We start from the raw sequence: 21,055 nt of genomic DNA on the forward strand, positions 1-21,055 counted from the left end.
CGTCCAGAGTTGTCCACAGGCCCGAGCGGACTTTTGCATTCCGCGAGATCGTCGGCACATGACGAATCACAGCGAAACGGCCGGACCCTTCGAAAACGGGGACATCGCGTACGACGGATCCGACGCCGTGCACCAGGTCACCCTCCGCACCCCCGCCGAACTCGCGGACGCGCTGCCCTATCTGCTCGGGTACCGTCCCGAGGACAGCGTCGTCCTGGTCGCGCTGAACGACCGGGGCGGGCGCGGCCGGTTCGGCGGCCGCGCCCGGGTCGGCATTCCGGCCAGCAGTGACGACTGGCCGTTCGCGGCCCGCCAGCTGGCCCACGGCCTGATCACGGGCAGCGAGCGCAGAGGAGCCAAGCCCGGGCAGATGGTGGCCTTCCTCTGCCAGGAGCCGGCGGCGGGCGAGTCGGGCCGGGACGTCGTACGGCGGCTGGAGCCGCTGGCCCAGAAGCTGCGTACGGAATGCGGCCACCTCGACGTCCCCGTGATCGAGGCACTGTGCATCTCCGGCGGGCGCTTCTGGTCGTACTGCTGCCCGACCGACGGATGCTGCCCCGACGACGGACTGCCCATGGGGCTCCCCGGAACCTCCGTGCTGGCCGCCGCGGCGGCCTACGCGGGCGTCCAGGTCAGGGGCAGCCTGAGGGAACTGCGGGCCAGGCTGCTGCCCTGGGAGACCGCCGCGGCCCTGGAGCAGGAGATCGCCCTGGACACCGCGGGACTGTCCCTGGTGCCCAGGATTCTCGACGAGGCGGAGCGTGTGGCGGTGGCCGAGGAGACCCTGCGGCTCGCCGAGCGCGTCATGACCCGGTTCGCCGAGGCGCCCTTCGTGCCCGGTGCCGCCCGCGCGGACCTCCACGACGACCAGCTGCTCGATCACGAGGAAGCGGCGTCGCTGATCCTGGGCCTTCAGGACCGTACGACACGGGACCGCGCGGCGGAGTGGATGGAGGGGGACGAGGCCGGTCCGGCACTGCGGCTGTGGCGGGCGCTCGCCCGACGTTGTGTCGGTCCGTACGGAGAGCACGCCGCGGCTCCCCTGACCCTCGCCGGCTGGGTGGCGTGGTCGGCCGGGGACCAGTTGGAGGCCCGCGAGGCGCTGGCCATGGCGCTGGGTGCGGACCCCGACTACCTCTTCGCCCGTCTGCTGCACCAGGCCTGCAACGAAGGCCTGGACCCCGAGTCGGTCCGGCGCTGCCTGCGGGCGGAGCGCCGGGGACGGGCGGGGTCGACAGCGGCGGACGCCGGCGCCGTCACGGAAGCGACCGGGGCGGCAGCGGCGGCGGCCGGGGCCGAGGCCCACCAGGGCGAACCGGCCACCAGGGCTGACGACACGGTCACTGCGATCACTGCGGTCACCGCGACATCCGGGGACGCCGAGGACGCCGGGGACGCCGTGGCCACCGAGGACACCGTGGCCACCGCGGTCAGCGGGGATGCCGTGGGCCCGCAGGAGGCGAGCTGGACAGGGGGCGGCGCTGCCTCGGGGGCGCCGGACCCCGCGTCCGGCCGTGGTCGTCCGAGGCCCGCGGATGGACCCGTCCCGGCCGGGTCGCGCCCCGCGACCTCGCGGACGGACCGAGCGTGCCCGGGGCCCGCCAGGTCGACGGGTCGTCCGGGTACGCGCACTTCAGGACGGGGTGGCCCTCGCCGCCGAGGTGCCGGCAGGCCGGGTGCCGACCGGGGGAGCGGTGCCTCCGGGAAGCGCCGGTGAAGGAACGCGCACAGGCTCGTGAAAGGGGGAGGACCGATGCGGATCAGCCATCGTCGGGACCGGCGAAGGGAGTGTTTATCGTCAGGCAGACGACTATGATCGCGACATGCCCTACGACCCGTCAGCCTTTCCGCCTTTCGCCGTCACCGTTGACCTGGTCGTGCTGACCGTGCGCCGCCATTCTCTGTGCGCGCTGGCGGTGCGCAGGGGTGAGCCGCCGTTCCAGGGCCGGTGGGCGCTTCCCGGAGGGTTCGTACGGGAAGACGAGGATCTGGCGCAGGCGGCGGCGCGGGAACTGGCCGAGGAGACCGGACTGCGCGTACACGACCCGTTCGCCCCGGTCCAGGACAACGGCGCGCACCTGGAGCAGCTGGCGACCTACGGCGACCCGAAGCGTGACCCGCGGATGAGGGTCGTCAGCGTCGCTCATCTCGCCCTGGCTCCGGATCTGCCGGCGCCCCGGGCGGGTGGCGATGCCGACCACGCTCGTTGGGCGCCCGTGGAGGAGCTGCTGCGCCAGGGCGGCTACGGCCGTGACGGAGAGCCGGTGGCGCCGCTGGCCTTCGATCACGCCCAGATCCTCGCGGACGGAGTGGAGCGCGCCCGTTCGAAGATCGAGTACTCGTCGCTGGCGACCGCGTTCTGTCCGCCGGAGTTCACCGTCGGTGAACTGCGCCGTGTCTACGAGGGGGTGTGGGGCGTGGCCCTGGATCCGCGCAACTTCCACCGCAAGGTGACGGGCACCCCGGGCTTCCTCGTGCCGACCGGAGGGACGACCACCCGCCAGGGCGGCCGGCCGGCCCAGCTCTTCCGGGCCGGGGGAGCCACGCTGCTCAACCCGCCGATGCTGCGCCCGGAGGTCTGACCCTCGTCCGCCCGTCGCCGTCGTGAGTAGGTGTGTTCGCCAAGCCGGACGCCGGTACGAAGTACCGATCCAGTTGACCGTGTGGGAGGAGGAAGGCGAGTAACGCCGAACGGTTGCCGAAAGCGAGGCGCGATACCCGAAAAAAGCGGACATGACGCGCTATCTTGCTGCGGTGATCCAGGCCTTCGGACTGACCAGCGACTCCCGTAAGGACCTTCCGCCCTCCGTCGACGACGTCTCCTTCGAAGCGCACGCGGGCCGTGTCACCGCGCTCCTCGGAACGGCGGGCTCGGGCAAGACGACGACGCTCAGACTCATGCTCGAGCTTCAACAGGGCTGCGGCACCACCTACTTCGAGGGCCGCCCCCTGCACCGCATCGCTCATCCCTCGCGCGAGGTCGGCGTTCTTCTGGGCGACGTTCCGGGACACCCCGCGCGCACGGTCCGTGGCCATCTGCGCATGCTGTGCGCCGCGGCGGGGCTTCCGGTGCGGCGCGCCGACGAAGTCCTCGAGGTCGTCGGGCTCGTCAGCTTCCGGGACGAGCGAATTGGCACCCTGTCCCGGGGGATGGACCGCCGGCTGGGGCTGGCCTGCGTCATGCTGGCCGACCCGCACACGCTGGTGCTCGACGCCCCCGCCGACGGACTGGCCGTGCGGGAAGGCCGTTGGCTGCACGGTGTGCTGCGGGCCCATGCGAACCAGGGCGGTACGGTCCTGTTCACCACGGCGGACCCCAAGGAGGCGGCCCGCACCGCCGACCGCGTCGTCACGCTCGAACGCGGCAGGCTCGTCGCCGATCAGGAGGCCGCGGACTTCGCCCGCCACCGGCTGCGTCCCCGCGTCAGCGTGCGCAGCCCGCACGCCGCCCGACTCGGTGCCCTCCTGGCCAAGGAGGCCCGTACCGCCCGTCGCTCCGTCGAAGTCGTACGCGAGACCGGCAACCGTCTGTCCGTCTACGGCAGTACGTGTGCCGATGTCGGCGAGGTCGCGTTCCGCCACGGCATCCTCATCCATCAACTCGCCCACGAGGTAGGGGACATGGGCGCCGGTGCCGGTGCAGCGCCATCGGTGGTGGACGCGGGGGCGCGGCTCGGGGACAGCGAAGAGGGTGGCGGGAAAGAGGGTGGCGCGCTGGCCTCTTCGCCCACAGACGGCAGTTCCGCCGACCCGCACCCGGGGGAGTCGCATCCGGGGGAGTCGCCTGCCACCAGGCGCCCGAAGAGCGCGTCCGGTACGGCGCAAGGCCTCGGCTCTGCCCTGGAACCGCGGGCGAGGGTCGCTTCTCCCGTAGCTCACATGGGGAGCCTGCTCCCTGCGGCCGGCTCCGGTGACGGGAGGCCCGCCACTCGTACCGCCGACGGCGCGGATCCTACGACCGGTTCCGGGGCTCCGGGCACCAACGCCGGCCCTGGCGACCCCGTTGCCCTCACCGGCGTCGGCGCCTCGGGGTCCACCATCGGCCCCGGCGGTCCGGGCCGCGCCCACGATTCCCAGGCGCCGGGAACGGCCACCGGCTCCGAGGGCAGCACCGTTGCCCACGCTTCTCTGCCCCTCGCCCCGGCCAACGGTCCCGAAGCCCCCGGCACCACCGCCGGTTTCGAGGCCCGTGACTCGGCCACCGCCCCCGGAGCCCGTGACTCGGCCACCGCCCCCGGAGCCCGTGACTCGGCCACCGCCCCCGGAGCCCGTGACTCGGCCACGGCCCCCGAAGCCTGCGGCTCGACCGTCGCTCCCGAAGCCCGCGGCTCGACCACCGGTTCCGAGCCGAAGGCCGCCTCCGCCGCCACCCCTGAGGTGGCCGACACCGCCCCCCGCGCCACCAGCGCCTCCTCGCTCTCCGAAGAACCGTCTGCGCGTGCTGATACGGCGGACGAAGCCGCCTCGGCGACCACGCGCCCCGACCAGCCCCCGGCCACCCGGCGGACGACCGCGCACCCCGCCCCCGCACATCGCCCCGCCCCCGTGCCTTCGGCGACCGACCACCCCGCACACCCCCACCCGTCCATCCCGACCCCCCGCCCCGCCGAGAACGTCGGCATCGACGGTTCGTCCCCCCTGCCACCCCCCATCTCCGTCCGGCCCGGTGCCGGCCCCCTGCGGCCCCTGCGGTACGAGCTGCGCCGGGCCACCGGGGTCGGCACCGGCTTCTACGTCAGTGCCGTGGTCCTCGTCTGTTCCGTCCTCACGGCTCTGGTCATGGGGCGGATGGGACATGCTCCGCAGCCTCGGCTGCTGGCGGCGTGGCCGCGGCAACTGCCTCTGCCGCCGGCGGCGCTCGGCGCCGGGCTGCTCGGGGCGTTCGCCTTCGGGGACGAGTTCCGTCACCCCGCGCTGGCGGCGGACCGTGGCACCGTCCCCCGCCGGCTGGGACTGCTCGCCGCGAAGCTGACCGTGGCCACCGCGACCGCGTTGGTGCTCGCCTTCCTCACGGTGGGCTGCGACGCCGAGGTGCTCTATGTCGTGTACGGGCAGGAACTCGCCCGGGTTCCGGGCGACTGGCTCTCGCTGAGCGCGAGTTGGCTGTGCCTCGTGGCCGGCTGCGCCTGGGCCGGGGTGCTGGCCGCGGGGGTGTTCCGGTCCACCACGGCGGGGCTCGCGGCCGTGCTCTCCGTACCGGTGCTCGTCGTGCCCCTGGTGGAGAAGGCGTTCGGAGGCAGGGTGTGGGACGCAGCCGGTCTTCCCGTCCGGCTGCGCCGGGTCCACCTGTTCCAGTGGCCCTTCGGCGGTGACCGCTACGTGGCCGCCGCGGCGCGGCTGATCGCCCAACCCCTGGGCGGGGCTCTTGCGTTGACGCTCGGCGCGCTGCTGTGCGCCTACCTGCTGACGGCGCTGCGGAGCCGGACCCGATGACAGGGGTTCGCTCCCTTTCGGTCGGGCTCCGTAAGCAACTTCCCAGGGAGAGCCCATTTCTTTCCGATAAGGCGTCAATTGAGGCGAAGTGAGCGATCACCCTTTCGTGTGCTTTTCACCAAAGACCTCAAGGGAGTTGGAGACGACGCCGACAAAAGATCCGTGAGTACCCTTGCGCACACCATGATGACCGCCGCCCGCTCCACAGACTCCGGTCTCGTCGGCCCGGGCGAACTCGACCGATACCCCTACGCCGAGGCGCCCGTCCCCGACCGCGTCGCGAGCCCCGCCTGGGAGGGCGCCGACCCGGAACTGGGGCGCGTGGGCCGGCGTACCGCGGGCAGCCGCGGACGCGGACTGCACGGCCAACTCGTCCAGCAGCTGGGTCAGATGATCGTCTCCGGGGACCTGGGCGCCGACCGTCCGCTGGTGCCCGAGGAGATCGGCCAGCGCTTCGAGGTCTCCCGCACCGTCGTCCGCGAGTCGCTCCGCGTGCTGGAGGCCAAGGGCCTGGTCAGCGCCCGCCCGAACGTCGGGACGCGGGTGCGCCCGGTCAGCGACTGGAATCTCCTGGACCCGGACATCATCGAATGGCGGGCCTTCGGGCCGCAGCGCGACGACCAGCGCCGCGAGCTCAGCGAACTGCGCTGGACGATCGAGCCGCTCGCCGCGCGTCTCGCCGCCGGGCACGGCCGCGAGGACATCCACCAGCGCCTGTCCGACATGGTCGAGATCATGGGGCACGCCCTGGGGCAGGGTGACGCGCTCACCTTCTCCCGTGCGGATGCCGAGTTCCACTCGCTGCTCATCCAGATCGCGGGCAACCGGATGCTGGACCACCTCTCCGGGATCGTCTCGGCCGCCCTCCAGGTGTCCGGCGGGCCCGTCACGGGCTGCGACCGGCCGAACGAGGCCTCCCTCGCCCAGCACGCCCGCATCGTCGACGCGGTCGTGGCCGGCGACGGCACCGCGGCGGAAGGCGCCATGCGTCAACTGCTCACGGTGCACCCCGAGGTCGAACGGGTGGTTCCCGCGCCGCGCGAGCACTGAACCGCGCGAGCACAGGTCCCTGCGTGGGCGGCACGGCCCGGGCCCTGCCGTCCTCCGGCGGGCTCCCGCGAGAGGCGGGTCGCCGGCCGGCCGTGGGTGTCACCCACGCCGCACACCGGCTGACCGCGGGCACGGCTCGCGCCGAAGGCCGGCTGACGGCGGGAATCGGCCCGTCGCCCACCGGCTGACCGCGGGCATCGCCCCAGTGGACCGGCCGACCGCAGGCACCGCCTTTGTCGCACACCGGCCGACCGCGCGCGCAGCCCGTCGCGCCCCGGCCGACCGTGTGACCCGCTCCCGTCGCCGTACGGCCGACCGAGGGCGCCGACCTGCCGCAGACCGGCCGACCGGTACGCCGCCCCCGCCGCGAACCCGCGGAGCCGAACGTGACAGGGTTGAGCCGCCTGTGGGTTCGTCACCGCAGCGGGTACCCGACTCCGACTCCATCTGCCCATCTCTGACCCTTTTTACGCACTTACGGGGTGTGACTGGGGCCACGCAGATTGGGCGTAACACTCCTGGGTACAACGCGATGACCTAAGAGGTGACAGCCGAGGAGGGAATACGGACGCCGATGTACGGCGCTGTGCAACTTCCCGGCCCCCCGCCCGCGCCGTCGGCCCAATCCCCAGGCCGGTGGTCGGCTCCTGTCCATGACGGACGGGGCCGGAAGCCGTTTTCCAACGTTCCGAGAGGTTGTTCGTGTCGGCCAGCACATCCCGTACGCTCCCGCCGGAGATCGCCGAGTCCGTCTCTGTCATGGCGCTCATTGAGCGGGGAAAGGCTGAGGGGCAGATCGCCGGCGACGATGTGCGTCGGGCCTTCGAAGCTGACCAGATTCCGGCCACTCAGTGGAAGAACGTACTGCGCAGCCTCAACCAGATCCTCGAGGAAGAGGGTGTGACGCTGATGGTCAGTGCCGCGGAGCCCAACAAGCGCACCCGCAAGAGCGTCGCAGCGAAGAGCCCGGCCAAGCGCACCGCCACCAAGACGGTCGCGGCGAAGACGGTGACCACCAGGAAGGCCACCGCCACCGCTGCCCCGGCGGCGCCCACCGCCGGCGCGCCCGCTGAGGAAGAGGCCCCCGCGAAGAAGGCCGCTGCCAAGAAGACGACCGCCGCCAAGAAGGCGGTGGCCAAGAAGACCACGGCCGCCAAGAAGACGGCTGCCAAGAAGACCACCGCCGCCAAGAAGGACGACGTCGAGCTCCTCGAGGAAGAGGTGCTCGAGGAGGCCAAGGGCGCCGAGGAGCCCGAGGGCACCGAGAGCGCCGGCTTCGTGCTCTCCGACGAGGACGAGGACGACGCGCCGGCCCAGCAGGTCGCCGCGGCCGGCGCCACCGCCGACCCGGTGAAGGACTACCTCAAGCAGATCGGCAAGGTTCCCCTGCTCAACGCCGAGCAGGAAGTGGAGCTGGCCAAGCGCATCGAGGCGGGCCTCTTCGCCGAGGACAAGCTGGCCAACTCCGACAAGCTCGCCCCCAAGCTCAAGCGCGAGCTGGAGATCATCGCCGAGGACGGCCGCCGCGCCAAGAACCACCTGCTGGAGGCCAACCTCCGTCTGGTGGTCTCCCTGGCCAAGCGTTACACCGGCCGCGGCATGCTCTTCCTGGACCTCATCCAGGAGGGCAACCTCGGTCTGATCCGCGCGGTGGAGAAGTTCGACTACACCAAGGGCTACAAGTTCTCCACGTACGCCACCTGGTGGATCCGTCAGGCGATCACCCGGGCGATGGCCGACCAGGCCCGCACCATCCGTATCCCGGTGCACATGGTCGAGGTCATCAACAAGCTCGCGCGCGTGCAGCGCCAGATGCTCCAGGACCTGGGCCGTGAGCCCACCCCGGAGGAGCTGGCCAAGGAGCTCGACATGACCCCGGAGAAGGTCATCGAGGTCCAGAAGTACGGCCGCGAGCCCATCTCGCTGCACACCCCGCTGGGCGAGGACGGCGACAGCGAGTTCGGTGACCTCATCGAGGACTCCGAGGCGGTCGTCCCGGCCGACGCGGTCAGCTTCACGCTGCTCCAGGAACAGCTGCACTCGGTCCTGGACACCCTGTCCGAGCGCGAGGCAGGCGTCGTCTCCATGCGCTTCGGTCTCACCGACGGCCAGCCGAAGACCCTCGACGAGATCGGCAAGGTCTACGGCGTCACGCGTGAGCGGATCCGCCAGATCGAGTCCAAGACCATGTCGAAGCTGCGCCACCCGTCGCGCTCGCAGGTGCTGCGCGACTACCTCGACTAGTCCGGTACTTCGACTGGTCCGGTCGTATGACACCGAGGGCCCGGTTCCCCAGGGGGCCGGGTCCTCGTGCTGCGCGTCGCGTCACTGTGCATGACTCTGGGTGTTCCGTGATCGTCCGAGAGTGAGGAGCACCCATGCGACGCCGTTCTGCCCGTGCCCTGATCGGGCCGCTGGTCCTGGCAGCCGCGGGAGCCGCGATACCGCTGTCAGCGGCCGCACCCGTAGCCGCTGACAGCGTTGTCATCGGCGGTTTCCCCGTCGATGTCTCGCAGAGTCCGTGGACCGTGGCGCTCTCCAGCCGTGACCGGTTCGGAGGCACCCGCGCGGGGCAGTTCTGCGGGGGCGTGGCCATCGGGCGTACCGAGGTGCTCACCGCGGCCCACTGTCTGGCCAGAGCGGCCGTGGGCGCGCCGCCGGCGCCGGATCTGAAGGTGATCACGGGCCGTACGGATCTGCTCTCCGACCAGGGCAAGGAGGTCCCCGTGCGGTCCACCTGGGTCAATCCGCACTACGACCCCGCCACCAATGCCGGTGACTTCGCCGTGCTCACTCTTGCCGAGCCCATGCCGGAGAACGCCGTTGTCCCCATGGCTGCCGCGGGTGACCCGGCGTACACGCCGGGTACGAGCGCCACGGTCTACGGGTGGGGGGACACCACGGGTACCGCCGCCTATGCCCACAGCCTGCATGGGGCGCCTGTGCACGTCCTGCGGGACGAGGAGTGCCGGCAGGCCTATCCGGGCGGCGGTGAGGGCACGTACCAGCCCGAGAGCATGCTCTGTGCGGGAGAGACCGCTGGGGGCCGGGACGCGTGCCAGGGGGACAGCGGGGGCCCGCTGGTCGCGCAGGGGCGCCTGATCGGGCTCGTGTCGTGGGGCAGCGGCTGCGGGCGCGCCGGGGGCCCCGGTGTCTACACGCGCGTCTCCGAGGTGGTCCGGGCGCTGGGCCGGGTCGGCAAGAAGGCGCCGCACCCGCCGTCCGGCGAGTCCTGACCGGCATCGCCGGTCACGAGGACGGGCGGTCGCTCCTGGGTGCCAGGGGCGACCGCCCGTTCGTCGGCCTGTGCCGGAGCTCGCTCGTCGGGCGGGAGGGTCAGCGCTCTTCCTCGGAGGCGTTCGCCGGAACGGAGGTCAGGCGCTCGGTCTCGTCCTGTATCTCAGCGGCGATCTTCTTGAGTTCTGGCTCGAACTTGCGACCGTGGTGGGCGCAGAAGAGCAGTTCTCCGCCGCTCAGCAGGACGACGCGCAGGTATGCCTGGGCGCCGCAGCGGTCGCAGCGATCAGCGGCCGTCAGTGGGCTCGCGGGGGTCAGAACAGTAGTCACGTCGCCTCTTCTCTAGCTCGACGAGCTGTCGTACCAGGGTCAACATCCAACCAGCCCCAAACGTTCCCGATCGTGGCTTTTCCTCGAAAAATCTTCTTCGGGGCGGCAGGCTGCTGCCGGTTTGGCGGCGAATGTGCCGTATTGCGTGTCTATGTGTCGTACGGGTTCGCGCTCTCGGTCATGGTCGGCCCTCCCCGGCCGGCTTGCCGGTTGTTCATGAGGACGTGCCCGGAGCCTAAATGGTTCATGCCTCGAAGGGAACGTGATATGTGCTTCACTCGGATGAAGGATCGAACGTGTATGCGACCCTCTACTAGTCTGTGTTCCTGCCGAGGGTTGCGTTACAAGGGCTCTACCAGGCCTCGGTACCCTCTGAGCGGCTACCCAGGCCGCGCCCTTACCCAACAGGGCCACATCTGAAATTCAGCGAGGAGCGAACCGCGTGACCGCCGAGACGTCCGTGCCGTCCACAGCGCTGCTGGCAGGAGCAGACCGCGACGGTTCCAACTACACCGCTCGGCACCTGCTCGTCCTCGAGGGGCTCGAGGCCGTGCGCAAGCGCCCGGGCATGTACATCGGGTCGACCGACAGCCGCGGTCTGATGCACTGCCTGTGGGAGATCATCGACAACTCCGTCGACGAGGCCCTCGGCGGCTACTGCGACCACATCGACGTCGTGCTGCACGACGACGGCTCGGTGGAGGTGCGGGACAACGGCCGCGGCATCCCGGTCGACGTCGAGCCCAAGACGGGCCTGTCCGGCGTCGAGGTCGTGATGACCAAGCTGCACGCCGGCGGAAAGTTCGGCGGCGGCTCGTACGCCGCCTCCGGCGGTCTGCACGGCGTCGGCGCCTCCGTGGTCAACGCCCTGTCCGCCCGGCTGGACGTCGAGGTGGACCGGGGCGGCCACACCCACGCCATCAGCTTCCGGCGCGGTGTGCCCGGCGCGTTCACGACGGGCGGGCCCGAGGCCAGGTTCGAGCCCGGGAGCGGACTGCGCAAGGCCAGGAAGATCCCCAAGTCCCGCAGCGGCACCCGCGTGCGCTACTGGGCCGACCGCCAGATCTTCCTGAAGGACGCCAGGCTCTCCCTGGAGAACCTGCACCAGCGCGCCCGCCAGACGGCGTTCCTGGTGCCCGGGCTGACCATCGTCGTCCGTGACGAGTACGGCCTCGGCGAGGGCGGCAGCAAGGGCGAGGAGTCCTTCCGCTACGACGGCGGCATCAGCGAGTTCTGCGAGTACCTGGCGAGCGACAGGGCCGTCTGCGACGTGCTCCGCTTCACCGGGCACGGGACCTTCAAGGAGACGGTCCCGGTCCTCGACGACCACGGCCAGATGACGCCCACCGAGGTCACCCGCGAGCTCGGCGTGGACGTCGCCATGCGCTGGGGGACCGGCTACGACACCACCCTGCGGTCCTTCGTCAACATCATCGCCACCCCCAAGGGCGGCACGCACGTGGCCGGCTTCGAGCAGGCCGTCGCCAAGACCATGAACGAGGTGCTGCGCGCCAAGAAGATGCTGCGCGTCGCCGAGGACGACATCGTCAAGGACGACGCCCTGGAGGGCCTCACCGCGGTCGTCACGGTCCGCCTGGCAGAGCCCCAGTTCGAGGGGCAGACCAAGGAGGTCCTCGGCACCTCGGCGGCCCGCCGGATCGTGAACAACGTCATCACCAAGGAGCTCAAGGAGTTCCTGACCTCCACCAAGCGCGACGCCGCGCAGCAGGCGCGCGTGGTGCTGGAGAAGGCCGTCGCCGCGGCCCGCACGCGCATCGCGGCCCGCCAGCACAAGGACGCGCAGCGCCGCAAGACGGCCCTGGAGTCCTCCTCGCTGCCCGCCAAGCTCGCCGACTGCCGGAGCGACGACGTCGACCGCAGCGAGCTGTTCATCGTCGAGGGCGACTCCGCGCTCGGCACGGCGAAGCTGGCGCGGAACTCCGAGTTCCAGGCGCTGCTGCCCATCCGCGGCAAGATCCTCAACGTGCAGAAGTCGTCCGTCACGGACATGCTGAAGAACGCCGAGTGCGGCGCGATCATCCAGGTCATAGGAGCCGGATCCGGCCGGACCTTCGACATCGACGCGGCCCGCTACGGCAAGATCATCATGATGACCGACGCCGATGTCGACGGCTCCCACATCCGGACCCTGCTCCTGACGCTGTTCCACCGCTACATGCGCCCCATGGTCGAGGCGGGCCGGGTGTTCGCCGCGGTGCCGCCGCTGCACCGCATCGAGCTGATCCAGCCGAAGAAGGGCCAGGACAAGTACGTCTACACCTACTCGGACCGGGAGCTGCGCGACAAGCTGCTCGAGTTCCAGAGCAAGGGCGTGCGCTACAAGGACTCGATCCAGCGCTACAAGGGCCTCGGTGAGATGGACGCCGACCAGCTCGCGGAGACCACCATGGACCCGCGCCACCGCACCCTGCGCCGGATCAACCTCTCCGACCTGGAGGCCGCCGAGCAGGTCTTCGACCTCCTGATGGGCAACGACGTGGCACCCCGCAAGGAGTTCATCGCGAGCTCCGCCGCGACCCTGGACCGCTCGCGCATCGACGCCTAAGGCGCGTAGGAGGCGTAGGGCGCGCAACGCACAGCCGGGGCGTGTCACCTGATGGGGTGAAGACCGGAGGGAAGAGAAGTCAGGGAACTTCCGGTTCTGTCCATCCTTGGGCATGCAGTCAAGCAACGACCGCCTCCGCGCCGGCGGGGGCGGTCCCGGGAACGTGCCCGGGACCGACGAAGGCCCGGGCCCGGAGTCCGGGGACATCAGATACCGCGACCCCTGGTACGACGCGCTGGCCTCCGGCTGGGGTGACGGCAACGGCACGGCGGCCCCCGACGCACCGGTACCGGCGGCCCGCCGCGAGGATCGGACCGGACCGGGGGACGGCGCGGCGGCCGCCGCGTACCTCGAGGTGCAGCGCAGCCCGGCGTTCCAGGAGGTGCGCAGCCGCTACCGGAGGTTCGTGATGCCGGCGGTCGCCCTCTTCCTCGCCTGGTACGTGGGCTACGTCGTGACCGCGACGACCGCGCCGGGGTTCATGGCGCGGCCGGTGGCGGGCGTGGTGAACGTGGGGATGCTGGCGGGCCTCGGGCAGTTCCTCAGCACCTTCCTCCTCGCCTGGGCCTACGCCCGGCACGCACGGCTGCGCAGGGACCGTGCGGCCCTCGAACTGCGCTGGGACACCCAGGAGCTGACGCGCGGCGTGGGCGGTGGTGTCTCGTGACCGGCAACCACCAGACCCTGGCGCTGGTCCTGTTCAGCGTGTTCGTGGCGGTCACCCTGGGGATCACCACCTGGGTGAGCCGCAACCGGCACGGATCGGCGGAGGAGTTCTACGTGGGCGGGCGGCTGTTCTCGCCGATGGAGAACGGTTTCGCCGTCGCGGGCGACTACGCGTCGGCCGCCTCCTTCCTGGGCGTCCCCGGTCTGATCGCCCTGTTCGGCTACGACGGTGTTCTGTACGTGGTGGGCTTCTTCGTGGCCTGGCTGGTCGTGCTCTTCCTCGTCGCCGAACTGGTCCGCAACTGCGGGCGCTTCACGCTCGCCGACGTGGTCGCGGCGCGGATGAGCGCGCGGCCGGCGCGGATCGCGGCGGGAACCTCCTCGGTCACCGTGTCCGTTCTGTACCTGGTGGCGCAGATGGTGGGCGCGGGCAGCCTGGTGGCGCTGCTCCTGGGCCGGACCGGTGCGGGGGTGCAGGCCTGGACCGTCATCGGCGTCGGCGCGCTGATGGTGATCTACGTGTCGTTGGGAGGGATGCGGGCCACCACCTGGATCCAGATCGTCAAGGCGGTCCTGATGCTGGGCGGCACCGTCGTGCTGACCGTGCTCGTCCTGGTCAGGTTCCACGGCGACATCGACCTGCTGCTGCTCACCGCGGCCGAGCGCAGCGGTCACGGGGGCGCCTTCCTGGTGCCCGGACTGAAGTACGGCGGGGACCCGACCTCGCGCCTGGACTTCATCAGTCTCGGACTGGCGCTGGTGCTCGGCACGGCGGGGCTGCCGCACATCCTGTCCCGCTTCTACACCGTGCCGACCGCGCGGGCCGCCCGGCGCTCGGTGATCTGGTCCATCGGGCTGATCGGCGGCTTCTACCTGATGGCGATCGTCCTCGGCTTCGGCGCGGCCGCGATCGTCGGTCCTGACGCCCTGCGCGGGTCCAACGCGGCCGGGAACACGGCGGTCCCGCTGCTGGCCCTCGACCTCGGCGGCGGCGCCGACTCCACGGCGGGGACAGTGCTGTTCGCGGTGGTGGCCGCGGTCGCCTTCGCCACGATCCTCGCGGTGGTCGCCGGGATCACGCTCGCCTCCTCCGCGTCGGTGGCCCACGACCTGTACGCGTCGCTGCGGCGTCGTGGCGCCCGGCAGCGCAGCGAGGTGGCCGTGGCGCGCGTCGCCGCGGTCGGCATCGGCGTGGTCGCGATCGCCCTCGGCCTGCTCGCCCGCAATCTCAACGTGGCCTTCCTGGTGGGTCTCGCGTTCGCCGTCGCCGCCTCGGCGAACCTGCCGGTGCTGCTGTACTCCCTGTTCTGGCGCGGCTTCACGACCCGCGGCGCGGTGTGGGCCGTGTACGGCGGTCTGGTTCCCGCGCTCGGGCTCGTCGTGCTCTCCCCGGTGGTCTCCGGCAGCCCCGATGCGCTGTTCCCTGGCGTCGACTTCCAGCTCTTCCCGCTGGAGAACCCCGGCATCGTCTCCGTCCCGCTGGGGTTCCTCGCAGGCTGGCTGGGCACCGTCACCTCCACCGAGGCCCCGGACGAGGCCAGGCACGCCGAGACGGAGGTGCGGTCGCTGACGGGGGCGGGGGCCGTGTAGAGGCACGGGGCCCGTAACCCCGTACGTGCCGGCTAGGGCGCCACCCACGCGTAGCGGTGCTCCGGCCGTCCCGTGTCGCCGTACTTCAGGGACAGGCGCAGGCGTCCGGCCTGTTCCAGGTGGCGCAGGTAGCGCTGGGCGGTGGAGCGGCTCAGGCCGGTGCGGGCGGCCACCTCGTGGGCGGACAGGGGCTGGCCGGCGCGGTGCAGGACACCGCAGATGAGGTCAGTGGTCGGTTCCGACTGGCCGCTGGGCAGCCCCGGGGACGCGGGCGCGGGCGAGGTGCGCAGGGCGCCGAAGATCCGGTCCACCTGCTCCTGCCCGGTGACGCCGCGCCCGACCCGGTCGACGGTGCGGCGCAGGGCGGCGTAGGACTCCAGGCGGCTGCGCAGCGCGGCGAAGGTGAACGGTTTGACCAGGTAGTGCAGCGCGCCCAAGCGCATCGCCTGCTGGACGGTCGCCACGTCGCCGGCTGCCGTGATCATGATGACGTCGGTGCCGATGCCCTGTTCCCGCATGCGGTTGACCAGTTCCAGACCCGTGCGGTCGGGCAGGTAGTGGTCGAGCAGGACCAGGTCGATGCCGTCGCGCTCCACGGTGGACAGGGCCTGCGCGGCACTGTGCGCGCGGGCGGCCACCCGGTAACCGGGAACCTTTCCCACGTACTTGGCGTTTATTTCGGCGACACGGAAGTCGTCGTCGACCACCAGGACGTCAATCATCGGGCCTCTTTCCCTCAAGGCCAGGCGGGCGTTGAGCTGTTGTCGGGCTCCGCTGTTGTAGCGCGAGCAAAACGAGCACAACAGGTGCTTGCGAGCAAAAGAACGGCTTGCGCTCAGAAGACTGCTGCTGTGGCCGGGGACACATCTACCGTCCCGGGCCATGAGCGCAGACACCAGCCCCGCCATCGAACTACGGGGCGCGAGCAAAACGTTCAGGACCCCGTCAGGGGGCCTGCACACGGCCGTCAGGGACCTCGACCTCACCGTGCGGCGCGGCGAGTTCGTGGCCGTGGTCGGCCCGACCGGCTGTGGCAAGTCGACCACTCTGACCCTCGTCAGCGGGCTGGAGGAGCCCACCGAGGGCGATGTGCTGGTGGCCGGCGAGCCGGTTCAGGGCGTCGGCGGGAAGGTCGGCTTCGTCTTCCAGCAGGACGCCACCTTCCCCTGGCGCTCGGTGCTGTCCAACGTGATGGCCGGGCCGCGATTCCGCGGCCTGCCGAAGGCCGAGGCGAAGGAGAAGGCCCGCGCCTGGCTGGCCAGGGTCGGACTCGCCGCCTTCGAGGACCGCTACCCGCACCAGCTCTCCGGCGGTCAGCGCAAGCGCGTCGCCCTCGCCGCCACCTTTGTCAACGACCCCGAGATCCTGCTGATGGACGAGCCGTTCTCGGCGCTCGACGTGCAGACGCGGGCGCTGATGTCGGACGAACTCCTCGAACTGTGGGAGGGCACGGGCGCCTCGGTCGTCTTCGTCACCCACGACCTGGAGGAGGCCATCGCCCTGGCCGACAAGGTCGTCGTCATGACCGCCGGCCCCGCGACCGTGAAGCAGGTCTTCGACATCGCCCTGCCGCGGCCGCGCAAGGTCGAGCAGGTGCGCCTCCAGCCGGAGTTCATCGACATCTACCGCGAGATCTGGGAGTCGCTCGGCGAAGAGGTCCGCATCACCCGTGAAAGAGGTTCCGCCCATGTCGCCTGAGGTCCTCAGCACTCCGGTCGCCGAAACGGTCAAGACCTCGGATCGGGCGCATTCCAGGGCCCGCGCCGCCCGCAGACGCAAGGTGGTCGTCGGCTCCGCCCGCGCCCTGGTGCTGGTGGCCGTGCTCGGCCTGTGGGAGGCGCTCTCCCGGGCCAAGGCCATCGACCCGTTCAACTTCTCCATGCCCTCGCAGATCTGGGACCAGATCTGGACCTGGATCACGCACGGCACCGCACAGGGCTCACTGGGTGAGCAGATCTGGTACACGCTCTACGAGGCGCTGATCGGCTGGGTGCTCGGCGTGGCGGTCGGTGTGGTCCTCGGTATCGCGCTCGGACGTATCACCTTCCTCGCGGATGTCCTCGGCCCCTACATCAAGGTGCTCAACTCCCTCCCGCGGATCGTCCTGGCCCCGATCTTCGTGATCTGGTTCGGGCTCGGACCGCTCTCCAAGATCGCCTCGGCCGTGGTCCTCGTGTTCTTCCCGGTGTTCTTCAACGCCTTCCAGGGCGCCCGGGAGGTCGACCGCAACCTGGTGGCCAACGCGCGGATCCTTGGCGCGAGCGACCGCAGGGTCACCTTCCAGGTGGTCATCCCGTCCGCGACCTCATGGATCTTCACCAGCCTGCACGTCAGCTTCGGCTTCGCCCTCATCGGCGCCATCGTCGGCGAGTACATCGGCGCCACCAAGGGCATCGGCCTGCTCGTCGCGGCGTCCCAGGGCAACTTCAACGCGGCCGGCGTGTACGCCGCCATGGTCATTCTCGCCGCGGTCGCGCTCGTCGCCGAGGGACTGCTCACCTTCGCCGAGCGCCGCATCTTCCGCTGGAAGCCGGCGGGCTCCGGGGACTGACGTCCGCCGCCGCTCCGGCTCCCCTCCCAGCCCCCCGCACCTCGCTTCCCGTACCGCCTTTTCTCTCAAGGACGTGACCCTCATGCGCAAGAGCACCAGATTCGCCGCCTCGGCCGCCGCCGGCCTGCTCGCCCTGTCCTCCCTCACCGCCTGCGCCAACGAGGCGGCGAGCTCCACCGGCAGCGGCGGAGGAGGCAAGGGGGAGAAGGTCAAGATCATGGTGGGTGGCCTGGACAAGGTCATCTACCTGCCCGCGATGCTCGCCCAGCGCCTCGGCTACTTCACCGAGGAGGGCCTGAACGTCGAGCTGCTGAGCGAGCCCGCCGGTGTCCAGGCCGAGACCGCACTCGTCTCCGGCCAGGTCCAGGGCGCCGTCGGCTTCTACGACCACACCCTGGACCTCCAGACCCACGGCAAGTACGTCGAGTCCGTGGTGCAGTTCTCGCACGCGCCCGGTGAGGTGGAGGTCGTCTCCACCAAGGCGGCGGACAAGATCACTTCGCCGAAGGACTTCAAGGGCAGGAAGCTCGGCGTCACCGGCCTGGGTTCCTCGACCGACTTCCTCACCAAGTACCTGGCGGTCAAGAACGGTGTGAAGGTCAGCGAGTTCAGTCCGGTCGCCGTCGGTGCGGGGCCGACCTTCATCGCCGCACTCGAGCAGGGGTCCATCGACGCCGGCATGACGACCGATCCGACCGTCGCGACGATCCTGGAGAGGAAGGCGGGCAAGGTCCTCATCGACATGCGCACGCCCGAGGGCTCGCAGGAGGCGCTCGGCGGCCCGTACCCGTCGTCCAGCCTGTACATGCAGACGGACTGGGTCAACAGTCACAAGGAGACCACCCAGAAGCTGGCCAACGCGTTCGTGAAGACGCTCAAGTGGATGTCCACCCACAGCGCCGACGAGATCGCCGCCAAGATGCCCGCCGACTACTCCCAGGGCAACAAGACGCTGTACGCGGAGGCGATCAAGAGCACGCTGCCGATGTTCACCAACGACGGCGTGATGCCGCAGAACGGCCCCGAGACCGTCGAGAAGGTGCTCAAGGCGTTCAACCCCAACATCCAGAAGCACGACGTGGACCTGAGCAAGACCTACACCACCGAGTTCGTTGAGAAGGCCAAGGGCTGAGATCCGTATGCAAGGGGGCCACGGCCTTCCCCTCCCCCCGGAGCCGTGGCCTCAGGCGCGGGCCGCCCACACATAACGGTGTTCAGGGCGGCCCGCGCCGCCGTACTTCAGCGTCAGCCGGACCCGTCCGGTGCGCTCCAGGAACTTCAGGCAGCGCTGGGCGGTCTGCCGGCTCACCCCGGTCCGCTCGGCGACCTCGTGGGCCGACAGGGGCCCGGCGGCCCCCATCAGGGTCCGGCGGACGAGTTCGACGGTCGCGGGGGAGTGGCCCTTGGGCACGGTGGGCTCCGGCGGCGCCGACAGTGCCCCGAAGAGCCGGTCGACCTCGGCCTGTTCGGCTTCTCCGCCACTGTCCAGGGTGCGGCGCAGCGCCGCGTAGGCCTCCAGTCTGGACCGCAGCCCGGCGAAGGTGAACGGCTTGATCAGGTACTGCAGCGCACCGTGCCGCATCGCCGCCTGCACGGTCGACACGTCACGGGCCGCCGTCACCATGATCACGTCGGTCCCGATGCCGCGGCTGCGCATCTCCCGCACGACCGACAGGCCCGTGTCGTCGGGCAGGCAGTGGTCCATGAGGACCAGGTCGAGCCGCGGCAGCGTCTCCAGCAGGTGCAGGGCGTCGGCGGCGGTGTGCGCCTCAGCGGCGACACGGAAGCCCCGTACCTTCTTGACATAGGCGGCGTTGATCCGCGCCACCCGGACGTCGTCGTCCACGACCAGGACGTCGATCACCGTTCCTCCTCGCCGGTCCCGGCGCCGAGGGCGGCCACCGGCATGGGCTCCGCCTCGGCGAGCGCCTCGGGCAGTACGACCGTGAACTCCGCTCCGCCGCCGGGCGCCTCGCCCACCGTGACGGTTCCGCCCTGCCGCTCGGCGAGCCTGCGCACCAGGGACAGACCTATACCGCGCCTGCCGTGTGCCGGCGGCTGCTTGGTGGACCACCCCTCCGTGAAGATCAGGTCGCGCCGCCCCGCCGGGATTCCGGGCCCGGTGTCGCGCACCCGGAGCACGGCGGCACGTCCTGTCGCGCGTAGTTCGCCCTCCACACGCGCGTGTGGAGTCCCGGCGACCGCGTCCAGCGCGTTGTCGACCAGGTTGCCGACGATCGTCACCAGCCCCCTGGGGTCGACGAGCCGGTCCGGCAGGTGCGTGCGGTCCGACAGCCACAGCGCGACCCCGCGCTCGGCCGCGACGGTCGCCTTGCCGACCAGCAGGGCGGCGAGCAGCGGATCCTGAATCTTCTCGGTGACCTGTTCGGTGGTGGCCCGGTGGTCGCCGACCACCTCGCCGACGAAGTCCACGGCGTCGTCGTACATCTCCAGCTCCAGCAGCCCGAGCAGGGTGTGCATGCGGTTGGCGTGCTCGTGGTCCTGGGCGCGCAGGGCGTCGATCAGGCCGCGCGTCGAGTCCAGCTCCCGGCCCAGCTCCTCCAGTTCGGTGCGGTCGCGCAGGGTCGCGACGGCGCCTCCGTCGTCGGTCGGCATCCGGTTGGCGACCAGGACGCGCTGCCCGCGCACCGTGAGCAGGTCCGTGCCCGTCACCCGCCCGGCCAGGACGTCGGTCGTACGTCCCGCCCCGAGCGCCTCGTCGAGCGACCGGCCCACCGCCTCGTCGCCGAGGCCGAGCAGCCGCTGCGCCTCGTCGTTGAGCAGCCGGATCCGCCCGCCGCGGTCCAGGGCCACGACCCCCTCCCGGATGCCGTGCAGCATGGCCTCGCGTTCGGCGAGCAGGGCCGCGATGTCCGAGAAGGCGAGGTCCCTCGTCTGCCGCTGGACCCGCCGGGAGACCAGCCACGCCGCCAGCGCGCCCACGGCCAGGGCGCCGCCGGCGTAGGCGAGCAGGCCCGGAATGGCGTCGATCAGCTTGCCGCGCACGCTGTCGTAGGCGATGCCGACCGAGACCGCGCCCACGATGTGGTGGCCGCCGTCGTACAGGGGCACCTTGCCGCGGGCCGAGCGGCCCAGCGTGCCGGTGTCGATCTCCATGACCTTCCGGCCGGCCAGGACCGACTTCGCACTCGTCGACACGTGCCGGCCGATCTGCTTCGGATCCGTGTGCGACCAGCGCATGCCCCGTCTGTCCATCACGACGACGTACTCGGCGCCGGTCGCCCTCCGGATCCGCTCCGCCTCCTGCTGCACGGGGCCGTCGACGGTCGGGACGGTGTGCTGGAGGTCCTGGGCGATCTGCCGGTTCTCGGCGGTGGTCTCGGCGATGGCGAGGGCGCGGCGCATCGCCTGGTCGTCCAGTTGGTGGCTCAGCGGCGCGAGGAACAGGCCGGTCGCGAGCACGGCGACTCCCGCGGCGATCGCCAGCTGCATCAGCAGCACCTGCGAGAAGACACGTCGCGGCAGGCCCAGCCGCCGGCGGCGGGCGGGAGGAGTGGCGCTCATGGCCATGACAGTACGTCGGGACGCCGGGCCGTTCCCGGGCTGTTCCCGGTGTGTGGCGCGGATCATCTCGCACGCCACCGCCGCGAGGCCGTCCCGCCTGACTCCGT

16 protein-coding genes are annotated in these 21,055 nt (G+C 71.1%); 12 read left to right on the top strand and 4 right to left on the bottom strand.

Annotated elements, in window-relative coordinates:
- Positions 1 to 58 precede the first annotated feature (58 nt).
- From ACIOWN_RS17735 to ACIOWN_RS17760, 6 genes are all read left to right on the top strand, one after another.
- The gene (locus ACIOWN_RS17735) at positions 59 to 1,717 is read left to right on the top strand and encodes a DUF4192 domain-containing protein (protein WP_401982681.1); all 1,659 of its coding nucleotides are present in this window, start codon (positions 59 to 61) and stop codon (positions 1,715 to 1,717) included.
- Between the two features lie 106 nt (positions 1,718 to 1,823).
- Positions 1,824 to 2,582 carry an NUDIX hydrolase gene (locus ACIOWN_RS17740; RefSeq protein WP_362354551.1) on the top strand — a complete coding sequence of 253 codons (759 nt, stop codon included), beginning with the start codon at positions 1,824 to 1,826 and terminating at the stop codon, positions 2,580 to 2,582.
- A gap of 151 nt (positions 2,583 to 2,733) precedes the next feature.
- On the top strand, positions 2,734 to 5,433 hold the full coding sequence (locus tag ACIOWN_RS17745; protein ID WP_401982683.1) for an ATP-binding cassette domain-containing protein: 2,700 nt from the start codon (positions 2,734 to 2,736) through the stop codon (positions 5,431 to 5,433).
- Positions 5,434 to 5,595: 162 nt separating this feature from the next.
- Entirely contained in the window at positions 5,596 to 6,483 is an 888-nt protein-coding gene (locus ACIOWN_RS17750; RefSeq protein ID WP_362354555.1) for a FadR/GntR family transcriptional regulator, read from the top strand.
- 702 nt (positions 6,484 to 7,185) lie between these two features.
- Positions 7,186 to 8,727 carry an RNA polymerase sigma factor gene (locus ACIOWN_RS17755; RefSeq protein WP_362354557.1) on the top strand — a complete coding sequence of 514 codons (1,542 nt, stop codon included), beginning with the start codon at positions 7,186 to 7,188 and terminating at the stop codon, positions 8,725 to 8,727.
- Positions 8,728 to 8,861: 134 nt separating this feature from the next.
- On the top strand, positions 8,862 to 9,719 hold the full coding sequence (locus ACIOWN_RS17760; RefSeq protein WP_401982685.1) for a S1 family peptidase: 858 nt from the start codon (positions 8,862 to 8,864) through the stop codon (positions 9,717 to 9,719).
- Between the two features lie 100 nt (positions 9,720 to 9,819).
- Here ACIOWN_RS17760 and ACIOWN_RS17765 read toward each other — a convergent pair whose 3' ends face one another.
- On the bottom strand, positions 9,820 to 10,050 hold the full coding sequence (locus tag ACIOWN_RS17765) for a hypothetical protein (protein ID WP_141357618.1): 231 nt from the start codon (positions 10,048 to 10,050) through the stop codon (positions 9,820 to 9,822).
- 442 nt (positions 10,051 to 10,492) lie between these two features.
- On the opposite strand from ACIOWN_RS17765, the gene ACIOWN_RS17770 reads away from it, so the two are divergent.
- From ACIOWN_RS17770 to ACIOWN_RS17780, 3 genes are all read left to right on the top strand, one after another.
- Positions 10,493 to 12,616, top strand: coding sequence for a type IIA DNA topoisomerase subunit B (locus ACIOWN_RS17770; RefSeq protein ID WP_401982687.1), 2,124 nt, complete (start codon positions 10,493 to 10,495; stop codon positions 12,614 to 12,616).
- 112 nt (positions 12,617 to 12,728) lie between these two features.
- Positions 12,729 to 13,283, top strand: a complete 555-nt coding sequence (locus ACIOWN_RS17775) for a DUF485 domain-containing protein (RefSeq protein WP_401982688.1) — start codon at positions 12,729 to 12,731, stop codon at positions 13,281 to 13,283.
- A complete protein-coding gene (locus ACIOWN_RS17780; RefSeq protein ID WP_401982689.1) occupies positions 13,280 to 14,872 on the top strand; it encodes a cation acetate symporter in 1,593 nt (530 codons plus the stop codon). Before ACIOWN_RS17775 ends, ACIOWN_RS17780 begins: the two co-directional genes overlap by 4 nt.
- A 32-nt stretch (positions 14,873 to 14,904) precedes the next feature.
- On the opposite strand, the gene ACIOWN_RS17785 is transcribed toward ACIOWN_RS17780, so the two are convergent.
- Entirely contained in the window at positions 14,905 to 15,594 is a 690-nt protein-coding gene (locus ACIOWN_RS17785; protein ID WP_362354567.1) for a response regulator, read from the bottom strand.
- A 160-nt stretch (positions 15,595 to 15,754) separates the two neighbouring features.
- Here ACIOWN_RS17785 and ACIOWN_RS17790 point away from each other — a divergent pair, with 160 nt between their 5' ends.
- The 3 genes from ACIOWN_RS17790 (at position 15,755) to ACIOWN_RS17800 (ending at position 18,555) form a co-directional block, all read left to right on the top strand.
- Complete coding sequence (locus tag ACIOWN_RS17790; RefSeq protein ID WP_362354569.1) at positions 15,755 to 16,570, top strand: ABC transporter ATP-binding protein; 816 nt, start codon at positions 15,755 to 15,757, stop codon at positions 16,568 to 16,570.
- Positions 16,560 to 17,423 carry an ABC transporter permease gene (locus ACIOWN_RS17795; protein WP_362354571.1) on the top strand — a complete coding sequence of 288 codons (864 nt, stop codon included), beginning with the start codon at positions 16,560 to 16,562 and terminating at the stop codon, positions 17,421 to 17,423. Before ACIOWN_RS17790 ends, ACIOWN_RS17795 begins: the two co-directional genes overlap by 11 nt.
- 82 nt (positions 17,424 to 17,505) lie before the next feature.
- Positions 17,506 to 18,555, top strand: coding sequence for an ABC transporter substrate-binding protein (locus ACIOWN_RS17800; RefSeq protein ID WP_401982690.1), 1,050 nt, complete (start codon positions 17,506 to 17,508; stop codon positions 18,553 to 18,555).
- A gap of 51 nt (positions 18,556 to 18,606) precedes the next feature.
- On the opposite strand, the gene ACIOWN_RS17805 is transcribed toward ACIOWN_RS17800, so the two are convergent.
- Positions 18,607 to 19,287: a response regulator gene (locus ACIOWN_RS17805; protein WP_362354575.1), complete on the bottom strand. Its 681-nt coding sequence runs from the start codon at positions 19,285 to 19,287 to the stop codon at positions 18,607 to 18,609.
- On the bottom strand, positions 19,284 to 20,948 hold the full coding sequence (locus ACIOWN_RS17810; RefSeq protein WP_401982692.1) for an ATP-binding protein: 1,665 nt from the start codon (positions 20,946 to 20,948) through the stop codon (positions 19,284 to 19,286). Before ACIOWN_RS17810 ends, ACIOWN_RS17805 begins: the two co-directional genes overlap by 4 nt.
- Positions 20,949 to 21,055 lie beyond the last annotated feature (107 nt).

It is taken from the genome of Streptomyces sp. NPDC087787, assembly GCF_044743035.1.
GTDB lineage: Bacteria > Actinomycetota > Actinomycetes > Streptomycetales > Streptomycetaceae > Streptomyces.